Source organism: Enterococcus sp. AZ170, from assembly GCF_050545135.1.
Taxonomy (GTDB): Bacteria; Bacillota; Bacilli; order Lactobacillales; family Enterococcaceae; genus Enterococcus_L; species Enterococcus_L ureilyticus.
Window position 1 is genome coordinate 3,361,416 of sequence record NZ_CP172947.1, and the last position, 25,415, is coordinate 3,386,830.

23 protein-coding genes and 1 pseudogene are annotated in these 25,415 nt (G+C 35.0%); 5 read left to right on the forward strand and 19 right to left on the reverse strand.

Going from position 1 to position 25,415, the window contains the following annotated elements; all coding sequences use genetic code 11:
* Positions 1-24 precede the first annotated feature (24 nt).
* From menA to pplA, 3 genes are all read right to left on the reverse strand, one after another.
* On the reverse strand, positions 25-978 hold the full coding sequence (gene menA, locus IGJ55_RS16085) for a 1,4-dihydroxy-2-naphthoate polyprenyltransferase (protein WP_430606864.1): 954 nt from the start codon (positions 976-978) through the stop codon (positions 25-27).
* 15 nt (positions 979-993) lie between these two features.
* Positions 994-2,073, reverse strand: a complete 1,080-nt coding sequence (locus tag IGJ55_RS16090) for an FAD:protein FMN transferase (protein ID WP_430606866.1) — start codon at positions 2,071-2,073, stop codon at positions 994-996.
* A 627-nt stretch (positions 2,074-2,700) separates the two neighbouring features.
* Positions 2,701-3,630, reverse strand: a complete 930-nt coding sequence (gene pplA, locus IGJ55_RS16095) for an extracellular electron transfer flavoprotein PplA (RefSeq protein ID WP_430606868.1) — start codon at positions 3,628-3,630, stop codon at positions 2,701-2,703.
* A 266-nt stretch (positions 3,631-3,896) separates the two neighbouring features.
* On the opposite strand from pplA, the gene IGJ55_RS16100 reads away from it, so the two are divergent.
* From IGJ55_RS16100 to IGJ55_RS16115, 4 genes are all read left to right on the forward strand, one after another.
* Positions 3,897-5,798: an FAD-dependent oxidoreductase gene (locus IGJ55_RS16100; RefSeq protein ID WP_430606869.1), complete on the forward strand. Its 1,902-nt coding sequence runs from the start codon at positions 3,897-3,899 to the stop codon at positions 5,796-5,798.
* A gap of 109 nt (positions 5,799-5,907) precedes the next feature.
* Complete coding sequence (locus tag IGJ55_RS16105; protein ID WP_069639746.1) at positions 5,908-6,330, forward strand: NusG domain II-containing protein; 423 nt, start codon at positions 5,908-5,910, stop codon at positions 6,328-6,330.
* A 16-nt stretch (positions 6,331-6,346) separates the two neighbouring features.
* Positions 6,347-6,907 carry a Gx transporter family protein gene (locus tag IGJ55_RS16110; RefSeq protein ID WP_034683622.1) on the forward strand — a complete coding sequence of 187 codons (561 nt, stop codon included), beginning with the start codon at positions 6,347-6,349 and terminating at the stop codon, positions 6,905-6,907.
* A 39-nt stretch (positions 6,908-6,946) separates the two neighbouring features.
* Positions 6,947-7,933 carry a polyprenyl synthetase family protein gene (locus IGJ55_RS16115; RefSeq protein ID WP_429948262.1) on the forward strand — a complete coding sequence of 329 codons (987 nt, stop codon included), beginning with the start codon at positions 6,947-6,949 and terminating at the stop codon, positions 7,931-7,933.
* Between the two features lie 87 nt (positions 7,934-8,020).
* Here the strand turns inward: IGJ55_RS16115 and IGJ55_RS16120 are convergent, their stop codons facing one another.
* From IGJ55_RS16120 to IGJ55_RS16175, 12 genes are all read right to left on the reverse strand, one after another.
* Entirely contained in the window at positions 8,021-8,212 is a 192-nt protein-coding gene (locus IGJ55_RS16120; RefSeq protein WP_430606871.1) for a hypothetical protein, read from the reverse strand.
* A gap of 1 nt (position 8,213) precedes the next feature.
* A complete protein-coding gene (locus IGJ55_RS16125) occupies positions 8,214-9,551 on the reverse strand; it encodes a ThiF family adenylyltransferase (protein WP_430606873.1) in 1,338 nt (445 codons plus the stop codon).
* Positions 9,552-9,566: 15 nt separating this feature from the next.
* Complete coding sequence (locus tag IGJ55_RS16130; protein ID WP_429948258.1) at positions 9,567-10,583, reverse strand: site-2 protease family protein; 1,017 nt, start codon at positions 10,581-10,583, stop codon at positions 9,567-9,569.
* 827 nt (positions 10,584-11,410) lie between these two features.
* Positions 11,411-12,172 carry an ABC transporter permease gene (locus IGJ55_RS16135; RefSeq protein ID WP_429948257.1) on the reverse strand — a complete coding sequence of 254 codons (762 nt, stop codon included), beginning with the start codon at positions 12,170-12,172 and terminating at the stop codon, positions 11,411-11,413.
* Positions 12,162-12,992, reverse strand: coding sequence for an ABC transporter ATP-binding protein (locus tag IGJ55_RS16140; protein ID WP_430606875.1), 831 nt, complete (start codon positions 12,990-12,992; stop codon positions 12,162-12,164). Before IGJ55_RS16140 ends, IGJ55_RS16135 begins: the two co-directional genes overlap by 11 nt.
* A 13-nt stretch (positions 12,993-13,005) precedes the next feature.
* Entirely contained in the window at positions 13,006-13,212 is a 207-nt protein-coding gene (locus tag IGJ55_RS16145) for a hypothetical protein (RefSeq protein ID WP_429948254.1), read from the reverse strand.
* 523 nt (positions 13,213-13,735) lie between these two features.
* Positions 13,736-14,644, reverse strand: a complete 909-nt coding sequence (locus IGJ55_RS16150) for a helix-turn-helix domain-containing protein (protein WP_430606877.1) — start codon at positions 14,642-14,644, stop codon at positions 13,736-13,738.
* A 108-nt stretch (positions 14,645-14,752) separates the two neighbouring features.
* A complete protein-coding gene (gor, locus tag IGJ55_RS16155; protein WP_429948251.1) occupies positions 14,753-16,105 on the reverse strand; it encodes a glutathione-disulfide reductase in 1,353 nt (450 codons plus the stop codon).
* Positions 16,106-16,169: 64 nt separating this feature from the next.
* Positions 16,170-17,411: a peptidase U32 family protein gene (locus tag IGJ55_RS16160; RefSeq protein ID WP_069639742.1), complete on the reverse strand. Its 1,242-nt coding sequence runs from the start codon at positions 17,409-17,411 to the stop codon at positions 16,170-16,172.
* Positions 17,412-17,424: 13 nt separating this feature from the next.
* Positions 17,425-18,345, reverse strand: coding sequence for a peptidase U32 family protein (locus IGJ55_RS16165; protein WP_069639741.1), 921 nt, complete (start codon positions 18,343-18,345; stop codon positions 17,425-17,427).
* A 247-nt stretch (positions 18,346-18,592) separates the two neighbouring features.
* Positions 18,593-21,082 carry an ATP-dependent Clp protease ATP-binding subunit gene (locus tag IGJ55_RS16170; RefSeq protein ID WP_069639740.1) on the reverse strand — a complete coding sequence of 830 codons (2,490 nt, stop codon included), beginning with the start codon at positions 21,080-21,082 and terminating at the stop codon, positions 18,593-18,595.
* Positions 21,083-21,086: 4 nt separating this feature from the next.
* Entirely contained in the window at positions 21,087-21,554 is a 468-nt protein-coding gene (locus IGJ55_RS16175; protein ID WP_069639739.1) for a CtsR family transcriptional regulator, read from the reverse strand.
* A 210-nt stretch (positions 21,555-21,764) separates the two neighbouring features.
* On the opposite strand from IGJ55_RS16175, the gene IGJ55_RS16180 reads away from it, so the two are divergent.
* Positions 21,765-22,010 carry a helix-turn-helix domain-containing protein gene (locus IGJ55_RS16180; RefSeq protein WP_379896171.1) on the forward strand — a complete coding sequence of 82 codons (246 nt, stop codon included), beginning with the start codon at positions 21,765-21,767 and terminating at the stop codon, positions 22,008-22,010.
* Between the two features lie 58 nt (positions 22,011-22,068).
* On the opposite strand, the pseudogene IGJ55_RS16185 reads toward IGJ55_RS16180, so the two are convergent.
* From IGJ55_RS16185 to IGJ55_RS16200, 4 genes and pseudogenes are all read right to left on the reverse strand, one after another.
* Positions 22,069-22,695: pseudogene (locus IGJ55_RS16185) on the reverse strand (DUF2130 domain-containing protein); the annotation flags it as partial.
* A 161-nt stretch (positions 22,696-22,856) separates the two neighbouring features.
* Positions 22,857-23,783 (reverse strand): hypothetical protein, encoded by a 927-nt coding sequence (locus IGJ55_RS16190; protein ID WP_069639738.1) that lies wholly within the window; start codon positions 23,781-23,783, stop codon positions 22,857-22,859.
* Between the two features lie 26 nt (positions 23,784-23,809).
* Positions 23,810-24,337, reverse strand: a complete 528-nt coding sequence (locus IGJ55_RS16195; protein ID WP_429948247.1) for a hypothetical protein — start codon at positions 24,335-24,337, stop codon at positions 23,810-23,812.
* Positions 24,338-24,736: 399 nt separating this feature from the next.
* The gene (locus IGJ55_RS16200; protein WP_141707034.1) at positions 24,737-25,414 is read right to left on the reverse strand and encodes an HD domain-containing protein; all 678 of its coding nucleotides are present in this window, start codon (positions 25,412-25,414) and stop codon (positions 24,737-24,739) included.
* Position 25,415 lies beyond the last annotated feature (1 nt).

Below are 25,415 nucleotides of genomic sequence, written 5' to 3' on the forward strand. Positions count from 1 at the left end.
TTTCATACTGCTTCCTTCTTTTATTTATATTTTTTTCAAAATAATCGTCAACAACAAACCTAATAAATAACTACCATTGAAAACCATTAGATTTTTTATCGAATAACCAAAACTTTTGGGATGAGGTAGTTCTTCTTTGAACAATTGAAGATTTTTCCACACCACCGGCAATGATAGAAATACAGCCAAAATTGGCCAATGATACACGCCAAATGGTAAGCCAATCAAAATCACTGCATAACATGCCAGCATCAATAACTGGAATAAAATCACACCCTGTTTCCGTCCGATATAATAAACCAACGTATAACGATGATTCTCAATATCTGTATCTAAATCCCTCAAATTATTTGCTAGCATAATGTTGGCAATCGTAAAAACCATCGGTAACGAAGCCCAAATAATAGTTAAAACTGCCCAGATACTCCCATTCAAAGCAAATGTACCCTGACGCCAATCAAGCACTAAATAAAATGGTCGCGACTCCTGAACATTCAAATAAATCGTCATCGCAAAGATCCCCAGGCCCATAGTAAAACCACTAAATACTTCTCCTAAAGGCATGCGGGAAAGTGGTATTGGTCCAAATGTATAAAAAATACCAATAAAACAGCAGATACCACCCATTACTAAAAATAACCAACCGGTTTGAATCGTTAGAAAAATACCGATTACTGCAGAAAAAGCAAGCATGCCAAAGATCATGTTTCGAATAAGCTTCGGAGCAATTCCAGAACTGCCAATAATATTCTCTTCATATTTATACACTTCAGACTTAGCCTTTTTAAAATCCATATAATTATTGATAGCTGTCGTTGCCATATCAAAGACGACCATCCCAATAAAAAATAGTATCGTATATCCTAACTGAAATTGATTAAAATAAGCAATAGAAAATAATATACCAACAGCAAAAGGAAAGAGACTCGCCAATTTTGTCTGGATCTCCACTACTTGTAAAAATACCTTTAACGACATATCTATCCATTCTCCTTATTTCAGATCTTTACGATCTCCCATTGTATAACCTGAATCTTTGCCTAATTCAAACACAGATTCAATATCTTTACTCACATATACTTGGTCCTCTTTTGTAACGAAAATCACATCTACATCTTTCAATCCTTCAGCATATTCCAACCCTTTTTTAACACCCATTGAAAATACTGCTGTTGATAATCCATCACCATCAATTGATTTATTTGTAATGACTGTTACACCGGCAATATCATTATCAAAAGGATAACCTGTTTTAGGATCAAATAAATGATGATACTTCTTACCATCTACTTCTAAAAAGCGTTCATAAATTCCAGAAGTGACTAGCGTTTTATTACTTTCTTGAACGGTTCCGATCACTGTATTGCGCGCTTTATTAGGATCTTGAATTCCAACATTCCAATCCATATCCTTACCGCGTGGGCTATGTCCAAGTACATAAACATTGCCGCCTAAATCAACGATGGCTGTTGTTACGCCATTATCTTTTAAAACTTTCACCACTTCATCTGTAATAAATCCTTTAGCGATTGCACCTAAATCCAGTTGCATACCTTTTTCTTCAAGATAAACTGTTTTATCTTCATCGTTTAATTTTACTTTATGATAATCAACTAATTTTAATGCTTGGTCAATCTCTTCCTGCGAAGGTTTGCGGGCATCGTCAAAGCCGATACGCCATAATTGCGTGATTGGACCAATAGCCATATCAAAACCACCTGAAGAATCTTCACTATATTCATATGCTCGTTTCAACAATGGATAAATATCATCAGAAACTTTAACTGGTTTGATTCCAGCTTGTTCATTGATTTCATCTATTTCTGATCCTTTTTCGTTAACAGTGATTTTATCCCCTAATTCTTTGACACGGGCAAAAGCTTTTTCTAATACCTCTTCTTTGCCATCATCATAGATTCTAACTTGCACATAGGTTCCAAGCAATGACTGCTGATCTGAATAGGGTTCTTTATTGATTTTCGCGTCTTCAGTTTTTCCTTTTGAATTGCAGCCTGCTAAGATGGCTAAAAATAATACTGCCATTAAAATGATCAGTGATTTTTTGTTTTTCATCATATCCCTCTTTCTACATAGAAAAATTGTCTTATTTATAGTAGCGCTTTTTGGTGATAATGGGAAGGATTTTCTATCTTTTGGTTGGGTAAATGGAGGCAACGCTCCTTGCAGTCGCCTTGTACCAATCATCATCTGCTCTGGCATAGCCAGTCATGGTGATTCATTGCGTCACTGATTACCTCTTGATGTTTAGGATCATAGCATTTGGTGATTCCTAGTAAGGTTACTTCGCTCCCTTTGGTCGCCAAGTACTGTTCATCATCTGCTCTGGCATAGCCAGTCATGGTGATTCATTGCGTCACTGATTACCTCTTGATGTTTAGGATCATAACATTTGGTGATTCCTAGTAAGGTTACTTCGCTCCCTTTGGTCGCCAAGTACTGTTCATCATCTGCTCTGGCATAGCCAGTCGCAGTGATTCATTGCGTCACTGATTACCTCTTGATGTTTAGGATCATAGCATTTGGTGATTCCTAGTAAGGTTACTTCGCTCCCTTTGGTCGCCAAGTACTGTTCATCATCTGCTCTGGCATAGCCAGTCGCAGTGATTCACAGCAAAAAGCAGAATCCAATCTAGTACTGGATTCTGCCCATAATTATCTTTTAATTTGTACTATGACAAATTATTTTTTCATTACGATATTATCTACAATGATTTCGTTAGTGTCGCCTTTTTCAGCAGCGTTTACTAATTGTTCTGCGTAGATTACGAATGAGTGGGAGCTGTGAGTTGCACCTGTTACGACTTCAACATTTGCAGCTGATCCGTCTTCTTCGTTCATTGCTTTAACTAATTCTTCATTCAACGTTTTGATGTATTCCGCTGGGCCTACGCCTGATTTTTCTTTCATGTTCTTGTTGTAGTCAGCATCATCTTTTTTAGATTTGCCTTCATCATTCACGTTATCGTAGTTAGACTCTGTTACTTTACCATCTTTAACAACGATTGAAAATTCTGTGTGGTAGCCGTTTGAGTTATTTTTTTCTTTCAATGCATACGTACCATCTTTAAGGTCAGCACCATTATCGATTTCGATTGTTTTAGTGTCGCCAGCTTGAGCTGCTTGGATCAATTGTTGTGCATAGTTTTGGAATGATTCACTAGAATGAGTCGCACCAGTTACAACTTCTACACCGTCAGCGCTTTGAGCTTTCACGAAAGAATCGTTTAATTCTTTGATATATTCAGCAGGGCCTACGCCTGATTTATCTTTCATATTTTTTTCGTAGTCTTTATCATCCGCTTTTGATTTACCATCAGCGTTGATATTATCGTATTTAGATTCAGTGATTTTACCATCTTTAACAGTCATTTCAAATGTAGCACGGTAACCGTTAGATTCATTTTTTTCTTCTAATTTATACGTACCATCTTGTAAATCTGCGCCAGCTTCTTTTTCTCCTGCTGTAGAAGATTCAACTGTTTTTGAAGTTGCAGTATCTGTTTCAGAAGATTTTGCTGTATCTTTTTTGTCGTCTGATCCACATGCTGCTAATAAAAGAGATGAAAGTGCGATAGCTGTGAAGCCCTTTACAATTTTGTTCATTTTCATTTTTGTTCACCTTTTCCTTTTCTTAAACATTCACAATTTTTGTTTGTGATATAATTTACATTCTATAGAAAATTACAATTATGTCAATTAAAGTTATAAAAGAAAAACAAAATTTTACTCGTTTTTCACGTCTTTTTAATAAAAAAAGTTTATTTCCTATATTTAAGAATTGTTATTAGACAAAACCCCAAAATCGCTATATAATGAATTCAATTGTGTAATTATTATCATTTTTTATTTTATTTATCTTAAGGAGCGGATTATCAATGACAAAGCAAAAAATTGTCGTTGTGGGAGCTGGGTATGCTGGAGTTTCAGCAACTAAATTTTTAGCCAAAAAATTAAAAAAAGATTCTGACGTTGAGATTACCTTAATTGATCGTCATTCTTACCACACCATGATGACTGAGTTACACGAAGTAGCCGGAGGGCGTGTTGAACCTTCTGCAATTCAATATGATTTACAACGCCTATTTTCACGTAAAAAGAATGTTACCCTTGTCACAGACACTGTAACTGGTATCGATAAAGACAAAAAAGTGGTTCAAACGAAGTTAGGTTCTTATGAATTTGACCAATTGATCATCGGTATGGGGGGCGAACCAAATGATTTTGGAACTCCTGGAGTGAAAGAACATGGATTTACTTTATGGTCTTTTGAAAACTCTCTGAAAATTCGTGAACATATTTTGGAAACAGTTGAAAAAGCAGCAATCGAACCAGATCCAGAAGTTCGTAAAGCAATGCTGACATTTGTTGTCTGCGGTTCAGGATTTACTGGGATTGAAATGGTCGGCGAACTGATCGACTGGAAAGATCGTCTTGCAAAGGACTTCAAACTTGATCCAAATGAATTTACATTAATGGTCGTTGAAGCAATGCCGACAATCTTAAACATGTTATCTCGTAATGACGCAGCCAAAGCTGAACGTTATTTAGAGAAGAAAAATGTTAAATTATTGCTTAATGCACCAATCGTTGAAGTCGCTGCAGATCACATCAAATTAAAAGATGGCTCTTCTGTTGCAACACACACACTGATTTGGACTGCTGGTGTTAAAGCAACTTCTGATGCTGCTGACTTCGGTTTAGAATCAGCTCGTGGCAATCGTTTGATCGCAAATGAATTCATGCAAGCCAAAGGTTATGAAGACAAAAATATTTATGTTGTTGGTGACTTGGTTTATTACGAAGAGTTCCCTGAAACACCAACACCACAAATTGTTCAAGCTGCCGAACAGACAGGTCATACTGCCGCTGCGAATATTGTGGCTGACATCAAAGGTAGTGAAAAACACAAATTCAAAGGGAATTATCAAGGATTCATGGTTTCTGTCGGCTCTAAATGGGGTGTGGCAAACTTATTTGATAAAATTCACCTTAGCGGTTTCTTAGCAATCATTATGAAACACATCGTTAACTTGAAATATTTCTTTGATATCCGTTCTGGCTATTACATGTTCCAATATATCATGCACGAGTTCTTCCATATTAAAGACGACCGCAATGTAACACGTGGACATTCATCTCGTTATGGTAATGTTTTATGGAGCGTTCCTTTGCGTGTGTTCTACGGTATGGTTTGGTTAGTCGAATCTATGAAGAAAATTGTCGGAACTGGTGATTACTTAAAACCGAGTACTTGGTTTGGTGATGGTTCATGGTTTACCGATAAAGTAGCCTTCCCATTCCCATGGTTACAAGAACAAGTAACAACAGGTGCATCTGCTGCAGGAGCTGAAACAACTGAGACTACAGCAAAAGCTGCTCAATTTGGTTTAAGCTATGCCTATGGTGAAGAACCAATGCAAGTCTTCGAACATATGCCTAAATGGTTTGAAAGTGTGATGAAATTCATGATGCCTAACCAAGAAGTTGCGTTATTCATGCAAAAATTCATGACGATCGTTGAAGTCTTGATTGCTTTAGCCTTGATTGCTGGATTGTTCACTTGGATAAGTAGTGCAGCTACAATCGGTTTAACAATTGCCTTCTGTCTATCAGGTATGTTCTATTGGGTAAACATCTGGTTTATCTTTGTAGCCTTCGCTTTAATGAATGGCTCTGGACGCGCACTTGGTTTAGACCGCTGGGTTATCCCTTGGGTACAACGTACACTAGGTAAATGGTGGTATGGAACACCTAAATCCAGATATACCAGTAAATAATTACTTTTTATAGTAAAAGTCTAAGAGAGTTCTAGGTTTACTCCTAGAACTTTCTTTTCTCATTATGATAGAATACAGAACAATAAAAACTATAAGGGAGAGGAAAGAGTTGGATTTAAAAGAATTTATTCAGAAAAGTTATTTACGTCCTTGGGATATTGCCATTATTTTACTTTTAACAATTAGCTCTTTCTTGCCTCTTGTTGTTTTTGGTATACAAAATACTGGAACAGATGATGCAACAAAACAAGCAGTCTTAAAAGTAGATGGAGAAGTCATCAAAGTCTTTGAATTGAAAGAAGATGGTCCCACCTATACATATAAATATGAAGCAGCTGATGGTGATTATAATGTAATAGAAGTGAGCGGTGACAGAATCCGTATGGTTGAAACAAATTGCGGAGATCAAATTTGCGTACAGCGAGGGTGGATATCTAAAGCTGGCGAAACACCGATCGCGTGTTTACCCCACAACTTATTCATTACAGTTGAGGCTTCTGACGGGAGTGAGGATGGCAGTTTGATTTATTAAACATCGCCAGTATACTATGAGCAAATTACAAAAAAATATCTATATTTCCATGTTAGTCGCTCAAGGTGTGATAATTGGATTGATAGAAAATATGATTCCCTATCCTTTTGCTTTCGCTCCAGGTGCAAAATTAGGGCTAGCAAACTTGATTACGATCATTGCTATTTTCACGATGCGCAAAAGAGATAGTTTCTTTTTAGTTTGTATGCGCCTGATTTTAACAACCTTACTTGGTGGTACAATTTCTACCTTCTTTTACAGTGCTAGTGGTGCATTACTTAGTTATTTAGGTATGCTCATCATCATGCAGTTAGGCCCAAAACGTGTCAGTATTATCGGAATCAGTGCAGCCGGCGGTTTTTTACATAATGTTGGACAACTATTGACCACTTGTTTCTTTGCTCAATCGTGGGCTCCGATGCTTTATCTACCGTTTCTTTCATTTATCGGCTTACTATCCGGAATCGCGATAGGAATAGCAGCAAATTACCTATTACGCCATGTTCAAACCTTACGGCAATTTCAATTAAATTACGAATCGACAACGAAACATAAATGGAGCCAATATTTCCAATAACATTTTGGCTTGACTGAGTACAATCGAAGGAGTCATCTTATGAACATTCATCCTATGTGGAAAACATATCCTGAACTAGCTAAAGAATTAAATACTACACTGAAGCTGATGGAAAATAGCGTTAATTTAAAAAATAAAGAGGTCGAAAATGCTGTTATGTCCATGATCCACTCTGGCGGCAAACTATTACGACCAGCATACCAACTTTTATTTTCACAATTTGGCGAGAATAGAGAGAGCAAAAAAGCTATTGCTTTAGCTGCCGCAATCGAGTTACTGCACACTGCAACGCTGATTCACGATGATATTGTAGATGATTCAGATATCAGACGCAGCTTGCCAACTATACGTTCTCAATTCGGTAATAGTACAGCCGTTTATGCTGGTGATTATTTATTTGTCAGCTGTTTTAAACTACTTGCTGACTATTCATCTTCTTTAAAGAGTATTCAACTGAATTCTAGAAGTATGGAAAAAATATTGAGCGGTGAATTAGGTCAAATGGACAATCGTTACAATATTGATATGACGATCAAGCAATATCTAGAGAATATTTCTGGTAAAACAGCTGAACTTTTTTCACTAAGCTGTTTTGTCGGTGCATATGAAAGTGGGACCTCAGAACGTTTTGCTAAAAATTGCGGGACCATCGGGGAAAATATCGGGATTGCCTTTCAAATTATCGATGATGTTTTGGATTATACCCAAAGCCCTGAACAAATTGGCAAGCCAGTACTGGAAGATGTCCGCCAAGGAATCTATTCATTGCCACTTTTATATGCTTTACAAAAAGATTCAAAAGCTTTATTGCCACTACTTGAGAAAAAGGAGCAGCTGACTGAAGACGAAACAAAGCAAATTTACTCATTAGTTCACAGCCGAGATGGTGTTGCTAAGGCACAAGAATTAGCAACAAAATATACTGAAAAAGCGTTAAGCAGTATTGAAAAGCTACCAGATACAGAGTCTGACGCTAAAAATACGTTGCTAACGATAACTAAGTTTATTTTGAACCGAACGAATTAAGAATGAGATAACTCAAAAAGTTGAGACTATATTAGAGGTTCGTATCTCTAATATAGTCCCAACTTTTTATACATTCACACTAACATTTTATCTTCTGCATTTCCCTTTAATACCATCTTTTCTTAAATAGTAAACTGATACTGAGGATACACTGATACCTGCTACTGAAACGTAAAACAGCTTTCCTGATTCCTCTTTAGTAGACAATGTTATTCCTAACCCTAAAAACGAGAGTAGCATAATGCCGACTAAACTGTAAATCGCAATCTTTTTTTTCATCTTAAATCCTTCCTTTCCAATTATTCATTTTGTTATTCCCGTATAAAAAAATTCCACTTACAAAACAAAACAAGACAACGTTCAAGCAAATAGCTGATACTATCGAAAATAATGTAAATCCTAAATTACTAGCAATAGATAATGGCTTTTCAAGATTAGTTCCTATCAGTGAAACCAACAAATTAAGACCTATTGCACCACCAGACACTGCTCCACAAGCAAACGCATATTTGAAAACATTTACTGGTTTCTTTCTATAAAGAATCATGACTAAAAATGAGATAAAGAATAGCACCAAATAATTGGTTCCTGGTATGGCAAAAGACACTACTGTTAAAATTAATGAAAGTAGTAATACCATACTGTTTCTTCCACGCTTTCTTATTTTTGCTTCTCTTATCTGGTTGGTCAAAGCTTGTTCCAAAACAATTTTATTATTATATATTAGTAACTCATTTAAACCTAGTAATATTTTCAATGATTCTTGCAATATCTTGGCTGAAACTGTCCCGATTGCAAAGTTTGCTGAGACACCTTTCCCAGTAATCAAGGTAGTTTTCATCTCTGAATAAAAGGGTTTCCCTTCAAGATAAATATTTTTGTACGATCCAGAATACCCTGGAATAAAGCTTGGACCGTACATTAAATTAATGCCAATTGTAGCTCCAGATGTGTAGGCCAAGCGATGCTCTTCTGCTGAGTCAAAAACCCATTCTGAAATTTCAGCCGGTGTATCCACACCTTTTACAAGTAAATCGAACTGTTTTGCTTCAATTAGTCTATCTACATCACATTTAGAATCAATCTTTTGATTGATGATCTCTACCTCACAAGAAGGATCAATATCTAATAAATGCTGTTTTAATGCGTCTATTTTCAATTTGCCTATATCTGATTGCTTATATAGCAATTGTCGGTTCAGATTACTAGCTTCAACTTCATCATAATCGACGATCGTTAGTTGCTTAACTCCTGCTGTAACTAATCCCCATGCCAGATACGAGCCTATTGCACCAGCACCTAAAATCAACACGTGTTTCATCTTGATCTCCTCGTACTGTTCTTCTAAATTAAGAGAAGTAAAAAATGCTTTTGTTCTTGAATCTTGTTTGGCGACATCAACTTCATCTGAAATGATACATTTATTTTTGATTAGTTCTGCCCATTCCTCCTCAGAAAATAATTCACTTGCCCACTCCATTCTATAAACATCATTATTGCTCAAATAGTGTTCTTGTTCCTTTGTTAAAAAGAAGTTATAGCCAATTGGAGTATTAATATATGTTTGCCCCTCCCTTTCCAATATAAAGACAAACGGATTCAAATAGTAATTGCTCATTTTATCCTCCTAATGTTATAAAATAATTGAAATGACTCTAGTTATCAATGTCAAAATAAACGTTGGTATATAAATCAATGATACTCCTGCAAAAGTGACCAAAATAATGCTATCTACCAAGCCAAATTTTTTTCTCACTTTTGTCTTAGAAAACAAAGTTTGAATATATTGAAAGGCTTTTTCCCTTATTTGAGGTTCTTCAATCAACACAGTTAAAATATAATATCCATCTAATTTTAAATAGAACATTAAATTAGCAATAATTAAAGAGACGTTAACTAAAATCAACACTAATCCTACTTGATTGTTGAGATTTAAACAGTATAGTAGCAGCCCCACTGCCAGCAGTGTAGTATTCATAAAAATACCACTTAATAAAATATTCAATCGCGGCCATTTTGCTTTCAACGTGTTTAAAGCACTAATATCCACATAACCACACGGAGCAAAACAATAAAACATAATACCTAATTCAGGAACAGGTAAATTATAATATAAGGCCGTGAGCATATGTCCTAATTCATGGATAAAGAGTGATAAAAAGAAAATAAAAATACTTCCCCCTACAAAAGAAATAGAAAAGTCAATTTGGTTTAAATCCTCCAGCAAAGGTTTTCCTGTTAAAAATAATGCTGCCAATCCTAGACCCATCAATAGAACCTGAAGAGCTGTAAATAATTGATAGATTCTTTGAACTCCCTTTGAAGCAGGTTCAATAAATTTGCTAGGATTTATCAATGGAATTTTGTATTTAAAAAAATTATTTGTATTCTTACACTCGCTACTTTTTAAAAAGCCATTGTCTTTCAGAACTTGTAAAAAACGCTTAATTTGTTCTCCTTGCATAAGAGCTTGATTTTCTGCTACCACACTAGCAAAAGAATTAGGCTTCTCTAACGCTTCTAACAATTTCCCTTCTTTTTCACCAAAGGTATAACTTGTTTTATTCGTGCTATTGAAAACAAAATAGTTAGCGGACTGATGCATCTTTTTCACAAAAATTGCTTTGTTTAATTGGATCGTCCCTTCCATTTCTCCTACCTCCGTTATAGATTTTTTTATTTACTAGTAAAAAATACCCTGCTAATAAATTATGTATATAACTCATAAATTTTTTTAAACAAAGGATGAGTAACCATTTTTGCCCATCCTTTGTTCAGCTATTTAATGCTGCTTCAAAAATCTAGTTAGTCGATTAGCAAATAGCTAATCCTAAGCCAACACCTGCAATAAAAACAAGTGCATAATCCAATGAATCTCTTGCAGCAACTGTTGTGTCAACCATTTCTTCAATATTAAATTCTGTCATCATATTTTCTCCTCCTTTAAAAATTAGCATGCTGCTACTCCAACCAAAATTCCTGCGCCTAAAATCCCCCAACCTAACCAATCTACTGGTGTAGTCACATCTTCCATTTTTTCAATACTAAATTCTGTCATAATAATTTCCTCCTAATTTTTTATTGTTAAATGTGTATAAATAACTGTTAGCTCTTATCTATCATAATTTCAGAGATTCCTTTAATTAACGGCTTCCCAAAATGTAGCCTGCTACAAATGCTCCTGCGATCACTAATCCCATTCTTCTCCCTCCTCTCTTTTTCCTTCATTTTCTCTCACACTTTTTTAAAAAAAGAATGGTAATGGCATAATAAGTACTGCTGGTAAAATTGAAATAATTAAATTTGTCATGCTGGATCTCCTTTCCTATCAATTAGTTTATTTTTATTAAACGATGCAAAACACCGTTTTAAAATGACGAACCAAATGCTACTTCAAATCGATTACCTTCTTCTTTCACATCACCTCCTCAAATAGTACAAAAACTAGATTCTAAATTCAGATGCATAAAATTAATTTTATGATTTATTGGTCTTTAAAACCCAGCGGTTCTCAGAATTTTTGGAAATTTTTGAGAAAGATAGCCCACTTTTATTGGTTTTAAACACAATCATGTTTGCAACAAATAAGACTAGAATCCAGACTACTAAAATGACGAAGCTCTTTTCTCCAAAAGGGGAACTTTTTAGGTTAGCAAAGAAACCTGTATAGCTTCCCATGAAACTATATTCATTAATTGTTGCTAATGTTTCATTAGCCGTTGTAAACATAGGTAACAACGTCGTTATGAACATAATTGGTAATGAATTAATCTGTGCTTTGGACTGCGTTTCTGAAAAAATTCCCACTAGTAAATTAATTAAGACAACTGCAATTGCAGTTAGTATACTGATTACAATATAGCTAAAATATTGCTGATCTAAATCTGCTCCTGCTAGTATTGGCAAAATAACAATTGATGTAATACCAAAAACGATTGGATAAAAAAGTGTCGCAAAAATGTATTCTGTACCAGTTACCCCAGATAAAATTAATGTTTTTAGGTTATTCTTTTCTTTTTCCTCTGAAATAGTATTAGAAATCATATTTCCTATTGAGAATGAAAAACTCATAGCCAAGCACATAAATACAATAGAAATACTTCCTTGATCGTCCATATTCATAAATTTTTTATAGCATAGACACAATACATATGGCATCAAAATTTGAATCAACAAATTCTTATTCGTCTGTAACATATTTGTCCTTAACCACACTAAACTTCTGATTTTATTGAACATTTAACTTCACTCCTGTCAATTTAATAAATACATCTTCTAACGTTGGCTCACATGAATGAACTGAAAAAATTTCTTTTCCTTTATTAAGGATCTTCTCCATTGAAAAAGGAACATATTCATTTTCTCCATTCACATAAGTTACTTTCAATTTCTTATCAGTGTTATATTTTTTGATGATTTCTGTAGGTGTCCCTTGTTCAATTAATTTTCCATTATTCAAAAGAACTAGATTATCACATAATAATGTCGCCTCATTCATATCATGCGTTGTCAAAAATATTGTAGTCCCAGCCTGTTTCAATTTCAGTAAAAGCTCATGTATTGTTTTAGAAGTAGAGGGATCTAATCCACTTGTTGGTTCATCTAAAAATAAAATTTTCGGCTGATTAATTAAGGCCCTCGCTAACAACATTCGTTGTCTCATTCCCGTTGACAGCTTTTCTACAGGCTTATCTTTACTTTCAAAGAGTCCAACTTGCTTTATCAATGTCTCAATTCTATTTTTATCTTGTTTGAATATTTTTCCATAAAGTAACAGATTTTTATATAATGATAATTTTTCATAATATCCGCTTTTATCACTTACAATACCGATATTTTCTAAACTATCTCCTTTAAGAGCGTTTACCTTGTTTCCTAAAATACTGGCTTGACCAGAGTCTGCCTGTAGCTGTCCAGTCAAAATATTAATTGTTGTTGTTTTCCCAGCTCCAGAAGGTCCTAAGAATCCAAAGATTTCACCTTTTTTTATATTGAAGCTGACATTTTCCAATGCAATAGTTTGGTTAAAGCGTTTTGATAGATTTCTGACATTAATCATTTTTTCTCCTCCTCTAATGAATTTCTAAAACTTTGATACTTTTTGGTGCATCGTTCTGTAACACATATTCTTTTATTTCTCTTGCATATAAGTGTATTATTTTAAATAATTCATCTTCAAACAATAATTGAAATAGCTTCTCTTTTTCAGAGTTATTGACGATGACAAGCTTTCTTTGAGTAATTTTTTCTTGTTTTATATAATATTCAATTTTCCCCATATTCAACTCACTTCTCTTTCATAATGTTTATCGATGAGTTTAGTATATTTTAGTTATGTATTTTCCAACATGACATTTATGTCCGTTTTTAATTTCTAGTCCGAAAACCATAACACTCTTAAAAAAATAGAGAAGTCCATCTTTTTTCCTCCTTCATTTCTTATCTTTAACTGATGTATTCAGTATAATGTGATCCTGATTTTTTCAACATGACATTCATGTCCATTTTATTTATTTACTATTTAATCCGAAAACCACAATACTTTTAAAAAAATAGAGAAGTCCATCTTTTTTCCTCCTTCATTTCTTATCTCTAACTGATGTATTCAGTATAATGTGATTCTCATTTTTCTAACATGACATCTATGTCCTGAACTGTAGGTTTAGATAAAACCGAAAAAAAATAAGCTGCTGTAATATGCTTCACACACATTACAGCAACTTAAAAATTATAATTAATTATATTTTGAGAATGAATCAGCCTCCATAATCCAATTTGAGAACGATAGATGTAACTGTTACTTTAACTATTGGTAGCCAAATCATTTTCCCACTCTTCTTTTATCTTAGCAGAAAGTAACTGATCACCAAAAAACTCAGCTCCTTGTGCCCCTAAAAGATACTTTTCTTTTGCTTTCTCTACATTTTTCTCAGAGAAAAGCAGATACTTTCCTTCAATCATGTCAATGATTGGTTTTTTATGAAAATCTTTACTTTTTTGCATAATCAAATTAGATATCTTCACAATCTTGTCCAATTCGCTGTAGCTTTGATATTTGATAATAACACTTACAGCGGTTAGCAAGATAGTATTGACTAGAAATAATTCCATATCTACTGAATAGTCAACTTGTGATATCACATCGTTTAAAAGCTTGTCAAAAAGATTTTCATCGTACTCTTTGTAGTAAATACAGTTGAAATATAAGTTAACAATCAACAAATCATTTAAAGAATATTCCTCTTTATGTTGTAGTTGAAAAAAATACTCACTAAGAATCCCTGTTCCAAAGTCAGTGTTTTCTGTTAAATTAACATCCATTGCTGCTTGTTGTACATCAATTGATAACTGTTCATCTTCAGGTAGAGCATCATAGAATTCCTCATAAATTTTGTCGAAGTAAGATTCTTTCAATGTAATTCTATCTTCTTCTTTAAAGGTGCTTGTCTTCAACAATGATGATTTTAATTGTAAATACTTTTTAGGTAGCTCCATATGTTTCTCGTCAATTAAATGGTGTATAGGTACTGCTAAGTTCTGCGAGATAAACGTCAACTTAGGTAATGTCGGTAAAGATTCCCCTGTTTCTATCCTCGACAACTGCCGAACCGTCAACTGAATTTCATCGCCACAAAATGCTTCCCTACTCAAGCCTTTCTGCTCACGTATTAGCCGAATTTTTTTTCCAAGTTCATTTTTTATATCCAACATAAAATTCACCAACCTTAAAAAAATAGCTCCTTAAATTATTTATACCATCATTATACCATTAATATGGCAACACCATTTAATTAAAATTTAACTTTTTGACTTTAATTTTTACCTCATTGTCACGAATTCTTCTGAACCTGTCGGATGAATCGCTACTGTATTGTCAAAGTCTTTCTTCGTAGCACCCATTTTGATTGCAACAGCAAAACCTTGAAGCATTTCATCGACACCTAAGCCAATACCATGTAGTCCAACGATTTTTTCTTCTTCACCTGCACAAACTAATTTCATATTACATTTTTGGCGATACTCCCCTAGTGCAAAATACATTGGTGTAAATGTTGAGCTGTATATTTTGATATTTTCAGTACCATATTTTTCTTTTGCTTGTGCTTCTGTTAGTCCAACAGTCGCAATTGTTGGATGAGTAAAGACAACTGTAGGGATTGTTTCATAATCCAAATATTCATTTTCTTTTCCATTAAATAAACGTTCGGATAATCTTCTTCCTGCAGCAATAGCAACTGGTGTCAAATCTATTTTTCCAATCACATCTCCTACTGCATAAACGCCAGCCTGTGTTGAATTTTGGAACTTATCAACCTTCACATAGCCTTTATCCGACAATTTAATGTGGGTATTTTCTAATCCTAAATTATCTGTATTTGGTTGGCGACCAGTTCCGAAAACAATACTGTCTGCCGTAATTTTAGTCCCATTTTCAAAGGTAATCACTAATTCTCCAGAATTAAGTTTTTCAATTGAATGAGGTATTGAATTCGGATAAATGTGCATTCCATCTTCAAGGTAATGTTCAACTACTTTTTCAGATAGCATATCATCAAAATCTCGCAATGGCCGTTCTTTTCTAAATGCCCAGTGAGTTTCCGCACCTAATCCATGAATGGTTCCAGCAAGTTCAGCTGCGATATAGCCCGCACCAATAAATACAACTCGTTTTGGTAGTTCTTCTAAAGCAAAGAAACCGTTAGAATCTATCGCGTATTCCTCACCAGGAATGCCTAATTTTTTAGGTCGTCCGCCTGTAGCGATCAAAATATGAGGTGCTGTATACTTTTCACCACCGGCTTCAATTGTATGATCATCAATAAATGTAGCGTACTCAGCTAAAACCTCTACTTTGTTGCTATCTAATCCACGGTAATAAGCCGCATGTAAGTTATCAATATACGCTTCACGATTTTCAACAAGCTTCTTAAAGCTGAAGCCTTTTACTTCTACATCCATTCCGTACCCTTGTGTATCGCGTTTTACCATTTCCATCATTGAGCTTGCTTGCCACATGACTTTTTTAGGTACACAGCCCACATTGACACATGTTCCACCGATATCACTAGCTTCAATTAGTAATACTTTAGCGCCATACATACCGGCACGATTAGCAGAAGCAATTCCTCCACTCCCACCACCGATGACGATATAATCATATTCTTTTGACATAGTTACTTATCCTCCTTGCAATGAAAGGGATAAGCTGTAATAGCGAATCCCTCAATCATAGTATTTATTTCTTCTTACGAATCATATCACCAACAGCCACTGGTTTTTCAACCGGCATCGTTAAAATCATCATTGGATTTGGTGCTCGATCGATCGACTCGTCCTCTTCATTATACATAACTTCTACTGTTTGATGGAAGTGATTGAACCCAGGACCATAAAATTCAATTTCATCGCCTACACTGAAATGGTTCCTTTGACGAATCGTTGCAACTTTTGTTTCTGGATCATATGCCATGACTTCTCCAATAAATTTATATTGAGGAATCTTACGACGCGCTCCAAATAGTTGTTCTTCATCTGTCGGTACATGATAATAAAAACCAGTTGAAAGTTCTCTTTGTGCAACTTTCCACAGCTCATCGATCCATTCTTGTTTACATTCATAATTTTCAGGATCTTCCATATAGGTATCGACCGCTTTTTTGTAAACATTGGCTACTGTTGAAACATAATGAATGGACTTCATTCGGCCTTCAATTTTGAAGCTATCTACACCATTTTGAATCAGTTCGGGAATGTGTTGGATCATAGCCATATCGACCGCACTCATAGAAAATTCTTCCTCTACTTCACCTTTATCCGTTAAGCTTGTACGTTCTCCACCAAAAGGCATGTCGTAAAGCTCATATTTCCAACGGCAAGATTGAGAACAACCACCACGGTTCGCATCACGCATTGACATATGATTAGACAACGTACATCTACCTGAATAAGAAATGCACATTGCCCCATGGATAAACGCTTCGATCTCAACATCCGTATTTTTACGGATTTCTGCCACTTCGTCCATCGATACTTCACGTGCCAAAACAACACGCTCTAATCCTTCATTTTTCCAAAATTCCAGTGTTTCATAGTTGGTAGCTGAAGCTTGTGTAGACAAATGGATCGGTAAGCCCGGTGCTTCCGCTGCACAAATTTCAATCAAAGCCGGATCAGATACGATTACTGCAGAAATACCAACATCACGGATTTCTCGGAAAAAGTCCCCTGCTCCTTCTTGATTTCCCTCATGAGTGACCATATTTGCCGCCACGTAAACTTTTGCTCCATGCTCATTAGCAAACGCTACGCCTTCAATCATATCTTCTTTTGTAAAATTGCCGGCACGACTGCGCAAGCCGTATGCGTTACCGCCGATATAAACTGCATCTGCGCCATAATGAATAGCTGTTTTTAGTTTTTCTAGCGTCCCTGCTGGTGCTAAGACCTCAGGACGCTTCAGTGTTCGTTCGTTTGTCATGTGTTTTTTCTCCTTATTTTATCTCGTCTGGATCTAAATCAAAGAAACCAATATCTAACCCACGGTTTTCTGGATGTAGGGCTTTGATTTGTTCAATTGCTTTTTGTGCCTGATTGCTTGACCAAAGACCTACTTTGATTTGTTCTTTTGCATCTGCGAATAATTTCGCTACTTCTACAAAGTTTTCTCCTGGTGCATAGATTCCGTCAAGTTTCCACTTTGTGTAATTATGTTCATGAAGCTTTTCGAGTTCTCCAATTAAATTCACATCGTTATCCGCAAAAATATGTGTACCATGGCTGTCCTCATAAATTGAATAGTGTGTTTCTTCTTTTTTGGGTTCGGATATAAACAAGCCACGCTCTTTACTGGTTGACTCATCATTCTTTGTGAAATTATAGTAGTTTTGCAACAGCGGACGTTTTGATTGATGGATGCATGTAGCACCATATACAAGCACTTCAGCTGGAACTAGCAAATTGTCTTTCATTGCTTTCATTTCTTCAAAAGGAACTTCTCGTGCTAAGACTGCACCTATCGAGCCACGCTTCGCCCAAAAATTAATTTGTCTGGAACTGGTCACTAGAGTTTCACCATCATAAATATATGGAATCTCGATTCCATCACGCTGGATCACAAATACAACACCAGGATCTCCTACAGTTAATTGATCCGCTTTGACTTCTTGCAAAAAATTCAAATACTCAGGTACCAATTTCATTTTCTCCGGATGCATGATTCCATTCAGTGCAACCGTCACTTTTTTGCCTGCTCTATGAGCCATCTCAATAATGTTTTGCTGCTCTTCACGCGAAAATGATGTCGGCAAGCGTAACCCGAATGTTTCTTCTCCAATATATAAAGTGTCTACCCCAACTGCCAATAACGCCTCTGCTTGTTCTACTGATTCAGCAGTTGCAATAAGTTCAATCATTTTGTATCCTCCCTTAAAAGCTGAATGGACCCGATTAGTATCAATTGAAAAATAAAGCTAGTTTCTATATGATTTCATCTCTATTTACCAGCCTTCTAACAACTGTTTCATAGTAGCATAGGTTCACAAACTTTCCAATAGCCTCTAGTAATTTTAACGCTCATTTTTCACAAAAACAATACTCTACAGCCACTTCAATTGAAAAAAGCTGTACAAAACAGATTCGTTTTGCACAGCGAATTATTGATTATATTGTTTGTAAAATTTGTTCAGGTTTAGGTGATTTGACATTCAACGTTATTTTACCTTTACTTGCGCCAATGGTCACCTTATCACCTAGATGGATTTGTCCAGATAGTAAAGCTTCACTCAAACGATCTTCGACCTCTTTTTGCAATGCACGTCGAATCGGTCGCGCTCCATATTCAGGATCAAAACCAACTTTACCGATTACCTCAATTGCAGCTGCCGTAATCTTTACATTCACATCTTGCTCTCGCAAACGTTGAACAATCGATTTACTCATGATCTTCACAATTTCATGAATTTCTGCTTGATCCAATGAACGGAAGACGACTGTTTCATCAACACGATTCAAAAACTCTGGACGGAAAGCTTTTTTCAACTCTTCCATGATCCGTTTTTGCATTGCGCCATAGTCCTTAGTTAAATCCTGGACATTAAAGCCAACATTTTTTTCATCGCGAATTGCTGTTGCGCCAATATTTGAGGTCATGATCAAAATAGTATTCCTAAAATCGACCTTACGCCCTTTAGAATCTGTTAAATGCCCATCATCTAATACTTGTAATAAAATATTGAAAACATCGGGATGTGCCTTTTCAACTTCATCTAGTAAAATGACAGAATATGGTTTTTGACGAATTTTTTCAGTCAACTGACCACCTTCTTCATATCCTACATAACCTGGAGGTGAACCAATTAAACGGCTAGTGCTGTATTTCTCCATAAATTCAGACATATCGACACGAACAAGGGCATCTTCACTGCCAAACATTGTTTCAGCCAACGCTTTTGCAAGCTCAGTTTTACCAACCCCTGTTGGACCTAAGAACATGAATGAGCCAATAGGTCTATCTGGATCTTTTAACCCACTACGAGCTCTGCGAATTGCACGTGACACAGCTTGAACTGCTTCATCTTGACCAACTACTCGGTGATGTAAGATACTTTCTAATTCAAGTAAGCGTTCACTTTCTTTTTTCTCTAATTGTTGTAACGGTACACCCGTCCATTGTGAAACAACGTTCGCTACATCTTCTTCAGTCACACGATTAGCGTAGCCAGAAGCTTCTTTTTGTTCTAATAAGAGAATATTTTCTAGCTTCCGTGTCATTTTTTTCTCTTTTTGGCGTAATCTTGCTGCACTTTCAAATGACTGCGCTTGAATTGCAGCTTCTTTTTCTTGAACTAAATGAGCAATATCAATGCGTAAACTATTCACCTCAGAAGGTTCATCAGCCAAATCCAAACGAACTTTGGCGGAGGATTCGTCCATCAAATCAATTGCTTTATCAGGTAATTGACGTGAATTGATATAACGAACAGATAACTGAACAGCCGCATGCAATGCATCATCTGTGATTTCCACCCCATGATGTTCCTCATAGCGCGAACGTAGACCTTTTAAAATTTCTTCAGCTTCTTCTGGTGTCGGCTCGTCCACTTGTACACGAGCAAAACGACGTTCTAAAGCAGAATCTTTTTCGATATATTTTTGATATTCATCTAATGTTGTGGCACCAATTGTCTGTAGCTCTCCTCTTGCAAGAGCTGGCTTTAAGATATTGGATGCATCAATCGCACCTTCCGCACCACCCGCACCAATCAGCGTGTGCAATTCATCAATAAATAAAATCACTTCGCCATCTTGATAAATTTCGTCAATCACCTTTTTCAGTCGATCTTCAAATTCTCCACGATACTTAGTACCTGCTACTAAAGCCCCCATATCTAACATCATTAAACGCTTTTCCTGCATATCCTCTGGAACTTCACCATTGACGATTTTTTGAGCTAATCCTTCCGCAATCGCTGTCTTACCAACACCAGGTTCACCGACTAAAACAGGATTATTCTTTGTCCGGCGACTCAAAATTTGAATCAGACGTCTGACTTCTTGTGAACGCCCAACGACAGGATCCAAGTCTTTTTCACGGGCTAATTTTGTCAAATCACGAGCTAATGAGTCTAGTGTTGGTGTTCCTTTAGGTGCTGCTTTTTGAGCTTGATTGTTACGGCGGCGTCCAACATTACCACTCATTTGCGGGTCAGTTATCCCAATTTTCTTCATTAGTAATTGACGCATTTTAGATAAACTCAAACCTAGATTCAATAATATACGTGACGCTAATATATCTTCATCCCTAAGTAGACCTAGTAAAATATGTTCCGTTCCAATATTCGGTGCACCCAATCGTTTCGCTTCATCACCTGCATAAGCAAAAATTTGTTTTGCACGAGGAGAATATGGTAAATAAGCTCCTTTAGGATATGCTTTGACTGTTCCATATCCTGTTAAATGTTCGATTTCTTCACGAATATCATTCTTATCTGCATTTAATTGGCGCAGTGATTTCCCTGCAATACCGTTGGGTTCTAGAACTAGTGCCAATAATAAATGTTCTGAGCCTACAGATTGATGCCTAAAATATTTTGCCTCTTCTTGTGCAATCGCTAAAACCGCTCGTGCACTTTCTGTAAATAATTCATCCATATTATCATTCCTCCTCGTAACTCAAACGTTCTAAAAACGACTGCATCAATTGAGCACGTAAATATTCTTCACTTTTTCCTGCTTTGCCTAAAACTTGTTTACCCAGGACAGAGAGCATCAGATTTCCTTCTCTTTTGGTGATTACTTCTTCTTCATATAACTTTTGTATAAAAATCAGTGCATCCTTTTCTGAAAGCTCATTTCCTGTAAACTTGGCAATTTGTTTTAGTAATTGATCACTATCAGAAATTTGGACCTTAGCAATCCGAATATATCCTCCACCACCGCGTTTACTTTCTACTGAATAGCCTCTTTGAATCGTAAAGCGTGTATTAATGACATAATTAATCTGGGACGGAACACAATTGAATAAATGAGCCATTTCAGCTCTGCGAATCTCAATCTTGCTGCTTTCTTCAAGTATCTTCTTTAAATATGCTTCTATTAAATCCGAAGTATTTTGATTACTCATCACACTCATCCTTTTCCCTTGACTAATACTGACCTTAATTATACATAATTTCAACTGTTTAATAAAGGAGAATGCCTAATTTGATAAGAAAAGATAAACATTCAAGTAATTCACTGCTAAATCAACTTAAATAGAAAAAAAGAACAGAGTGAAAACTCTGTTCTTTCAATCGCCCTATCGGTCCTTGATATAAACCTTACTGATAGAATAATGGAATATAAGGCTGGTAATTCTTGTAAGAACAATTTGAAGAAATATGACGAGATAATTTGTGATATTAAATCTAGTAAACCTCGTCAGAAGCTATTATCTGATAAGGAGATTTCTGAAATAGTAGCTAAATACAAAGATAGTTGCACCATATATGAACTAGCTGATATATATGGTTGTCATAGACAGACAGTCAGCAGACATCTCAAGAAGAATGGGGTTGAGATGAGGAGTAAGATATTTTAACCTCTCGCGGTTCGATTGTAATAAATGCTTTTTATTATTCAATTTATGTAGTTTCATCTCAAATCACTCCTCTATGAATATTATCAAACTTTTTCTTCACCGTTAAATCCTCAGCATTATTATTTGCCACTCTCAAATTATTCTCAGAAGAGAGGAGTACATCTTGCTCTTATTCAAAATTAGTAATATCTATATTTTGCTCCCGCATAAAAACTACTTCTTGCTTATACTCCAAGAAATTAAGTACAGCATTTCTAAGAAGCGAGATAATCGGAATAAAGAATTGAGGACGAATCATATACATTTTTTCATATTCCTAGGAAACATCTACTATCAAAGCTCATTATCTGCTTCAAGCATAGAAACGAGAATAGCCTATTCACCTTTTTCTCATTTTTATCTTTGTCTAATTCTTTGAAAAAGCGTTCATTTTTCTTTTTAGTTTCAGTCTCATCACCTTCATTTTTCATCTCAAACATAATAAAAATAATCTCAGTTCCATTTTTGTCGTGTTCTCAATAAATTTAGCCATCCTCACTACCAAACTTAACATCATTGACCTTGCCAATCTTAACATTTTGGAATGCCGTCAAAGGCTATTTAACTCTATCTCACACTTTTTTTCTAAGCTTTCACAAACCATCTTAGTAGATTGTTTAGCCTTAAAAGCTTTGTAGAAGCCAATACGAATGTAAATCTAGACCAGCCTCTTGTATAACTTAAACCTAGTATCGCATTTCTTAGGAGAAGACCCTTCCCTCCATCTAGTTTAAGAAATTGATAATAGCACTCAAATAAAATTCCGCTATAACAAAAGTAGCAACAGGTAACTTTCATATATCTGAATTAATCCCTTACCTTACTATCTAATATATCAAATTCTTTTTGTAACATATCAATAATCGCACTCTCCAAGTGAACGATCTCCTTAAATTGCTTCTCAATATCTTTCAAATTTGCTTTTTCTGCTATCACTGCCTTCATAAGTGTTAAAAATATATTCGACCATTTACTATAAGAATTTAAATATTCATTTTCCAAATTTTGTCTTTTTCTTAATCTAAAAAAGTCTGCCGCCTGTTTTCTACTTCTACAGATCTTGTCTATCTCTTCTAACAGGAAATCAATCGCAATAAAGTTTCTTTCTCTTATTGCACTTACGATATCCGTAGTCATCTCTTTCAACCCAGATAAGCCACAATAAGATAGATAGTTCTCATAGTTCTCATATTGTGCTGCCTCTGTCATTATTTTTAAATTATCCGCTATAGCATCAACAGTACTGATTGTTTTTGAGGTATGTTTTGCTTTTTTCAGATCAATCAGTTTGCAGTTCAAGTGTTTTTGAGATTGATTCCACCATGAAATAAGTAGTTCAGGCTCAACTTCATCTTGATAGTTAAAATAATTATCTTGAACGAAGATCATATTTTTTTTCACTTTAATAATTAACGCATGAACATGATGGTTTTTCTGAAACATATGACAATAATTCAAATAGAAATAGTCTAATTTTATTAAGTATTCTCCTTGATCTCTTATTATCTCTTCTATAGGTGGATTAATGGTTTCAATAAATTGAATGCCAAAATACTTATTAAGATAATAGTCGTAATAATATGGTTGAACGTTGACTATGTTCTTTTCATTATTCTGGCTTTTGTAGTAGTTTAATCCTGCTCTCCAGAAAAAATTTTTGTAATCAATATTTAATTCTATAAGTTTTTCTGCAATGAGTACTTCAAAACAGTTCAGTTGAGGCTCCTGTAACATTCATCTAATTCCTCTCTCTCATTATTTTAGAATAATGTTATTGCAAAAATATGTACCCCTAAGTGCCTTGGAAACTTTATGAAACTAATTTTAGTTTGCTGATACAAGTTGATTTCAATTTCAAAAAGTGATATTCCTTGTTTGACAACACCAGAAAGAGAGCTTTGCGATACAACATATTCAGAAGTATAAAATAATTTTGCTTCCTTTTCAGATAAAGAAGTCCGGTGCATAAATGGGAAGGTTACTTTATACTCTGTCGTTTTATTATCTTCCCCTATAACAACCGATTCGTGATAATCTCCATAAAGACCTAATGCTATTAATCTCACTACTGAAACAGAGTCACTGCAGTGAATATCAACAATATTTCCTTTACATTCAAAATTATCTAAATCATCAGCGTAATGAATATCATAATTGCTTTTTTCAAAAGTATTTGCTGATGGTAGAGGAAACCCAGAACCTAATGGGGTTAGAGTTACTTCTTTGCCATCTTCACTGCATTGAAAAGCTTTATTATTAAACTGATTTTTAATATTTACTTTGATCATTCTGTCATTCCCCCTTATTAGAGAATTTATTGAAATACATTCCCATTTTCTTGTAGCATATTTAAAAGATTTAGATGCTTTTTCGTGGATGTCAGCAGTCAGTTTATTTTTCCTTCAGTCTTCTCCTTGTTTTGATTATTTTATGCTAACCTTTAGTATAGTTAATCACATGAATATTCCTTTGTCTCTATAAAGAATACCTTTCAAAATACGGTCTCTATTTTGGTAATAAAGTTCATTTTAATAATAAAATTTTGATATTTCATTACTACACTACTAATTAAAAGATATAATAAACTAAAAAAACTGAATGATTGATCAAAGTCTCCTCTGATAAATTATTCAGCCTTCATTACTATTTTTATATTTTATCTGGACAATTAAATATGCTCATGCTATTTATTCTCTTAAAGTCAGGATTTCAGTTTCCTCTTTCATTATTTTTACACAATATGCTCTAAACCCAATATAGGTTTTTAAGATTTCCCTCAAGTTTAAAAGACGCTCCTGATCTCCTTGAATATCGAGTTGCATTTCATAGTATCCACCTTCAGAATATTTATTTACTAGATAGAAATAGGCGCGCATAATCTGACTTTCTTCATCATAATGACTGAATACATCTTTCCCATAGCTTAAGGTTCGCCTTATTATCTTCGATGCATCTGTAATATTATCTGCTTGTGATAATATAGTGCCATATAAATTCCGTGGTTTCCCACGATTGGAAGCACGATGGTCTTCAATGGCTTCCATCATTATTGTGATTTCTTTTTCAGAATATTTACGAGAAATAACTGGATCTTGTGCCAATAACTGAGCAGAATAGTAGTGATGATTTCTCCGTCCTTTATTCAACCCAATATCATGAAAATATGCTACTATTTTCACTACCTGTAAATCTACAAATTTAAATAGCTTTGCTATACTCAAAGATCGTTCTAAAACTTCCATGATGTGTTCTGGATCATGTCCCTGATCAAATTCTGAGTAAATCGGTAAAATATGATTCTCCAGATATTCATCCAGGTTGGAACTTTTTAAGTTATTATTTTTTGCGATCATTTCTTGTTCCATA

Bases quoted from the DNA above. Each gene is read 5' to 3' on its own strand.
- menA (WP_430606864.1), bottom strand. From the start codon at position 978: ATGTCGTTAAAGGTATTTTTACAAGTAGTGGAGATCCAGACAAAATTG.
- IGJ55_RS16090 (WP_430606866.1), bottom strand. From the start codon at position 2,073: ATGAAAAACAAAAAATCACTGATCATTTTAATGGCAGTATTATTTTTA.
- pplA (WP_430606868.1), bottom strand. From the start codon at position 3,630: ATGAAAATGAACAAAATTGTAAAGGGCTTCACAGCTATCGCACTTTCA.
- IGJ55_RS16100 (WP_430606869.1), top strand. From the start codon at position 3,897: ATGACAAAGCAAAAAATTGTCGTTGTGGGAGCTGGGTATGCTGGAGTT.
- IGJ55_RS16110 (WP_034683622.1), top strand. From the start codon at position 6,347: ATGAGCAAATTACAAAAAAATATCTATATTTCCATGTTAGTCGCTCAA.
- IGJ55_RS16115 (WP_429948262.1), top strand. From the start codon at position 6,947: ATGAACATTCATCCTATGTGGAAAACATATCCTGAACTAGCTAAAGAA.
- IGJ55_RS16120 (WP_430606871.1), bottom strand. From the start codon at position 8,212: ATGAAAAAAAAGATTGCGATTTACAGTTTAGTCGGCATTATGCTACTC.
- IGJ55_RS16125 (WP_430606873.1), bottom strand. From the start codon at position 9,551: ATGAGCAATTACTATTTGAATCCGTTTGTCTTTATATTGGAAAGGGAG.
- IGJ55_RS16130 (WP_429948258.1), bottom strand. From the start codon at position 10,583: ATGGAAGGGACGATCCAATTAAACAAAGCAATTTTTGTGAAAAAGATG.
- IGJ55_RS16135 (WP_429948257.1), bottom strand. From the start codon at position 12,172: ATGTTCAATAAAATCAGAAGTTTAGTGTGGTTAAGGACAAATATGTTA.
- IGJ55_RS16140 (WP_430606875.1), bottom strand. From the start codon at position 12,992: ATGATTAATGTCAGAAATCTATCAAAACGCTTTAACCAAACTATTGCA.
- IGJ55_RS16145 (WP_429948254.1), bottom strand. From the start codon at position 13,212: ATGGGGAAAATTGAATATTATATAAAACAAGAAAAAATTACTCAAAGA.
- IGJ55_RS16150 (WP_430606877.1), bottom strand. From the start codon at position 14,644: ATGTTGGATATAAAAAATGAACTTGGAAAAAAAATTCGGCTAATACGT.
- gor (WP_429948251.1), bottom strand. From the start codon at position 16,105: ATGTCAAAAGAATATGATTATATCGTCATCGGTGGTGGGAGTGGAGGA.
- IGJ55_RS16160 (WP_069639742.1), bottom strand. From the start codon at position 17,411: ATGACAAACGAACGAACACTGAAGCGTCCTGAGGTCTTAGCACCAGCA.
- IGJ55_RS16165 (WP_069639741.1), bottom strand. From the start codon at position 18,345: ATGATTGAACTTATTGCAACTGCTGAATCAGTAGAACAAGCAGAGGCG.
- IGJ55_RS16170 (WP_069639740.1), bottom strand. From the start codon at position 21,082: ATGGATGAATTATTTACAGAAAGTGCACGAGCGGTTTTAGCGATTGCA.
- IGJ55_RS16175 (WP_069639739.1), bottom strand. From the start codon at position 21,554: ATGAGTAATCAAAATACTTCGGATTTAATAGAAGCATATTTAAAGAAG.
- IGJ55_RS16180 (WP_379896171.1), top strand. From the start codon at position 21,765: ATGGAATATAAGGCTGGTAATTCTTGTAAGAACAATTTGAAGAAATAT.
- IGJ55_RS16190 (WP_069639738.1), bottom strand. From the start codon at position 23,783: ATGTTACAGGAGCCTCAACTGAACTGTTTTGAAGTACTCATTGCAGAA.
- IGJ55_RS16195 (WP_429948247.1), bottom strand. From the start codon at position 24,337: ATGATCAAAGTAAATATTAAAAATCAGTTTAATAATAAAGCTTTTCAA.
- IGJ55_RS16200 (WP_141707034.1), bottom strand. From the start codon at position 25,414: ATGGAACAAGAAATGATCGCAAAAAATAATAACTTAAAAAGTTCCAAC.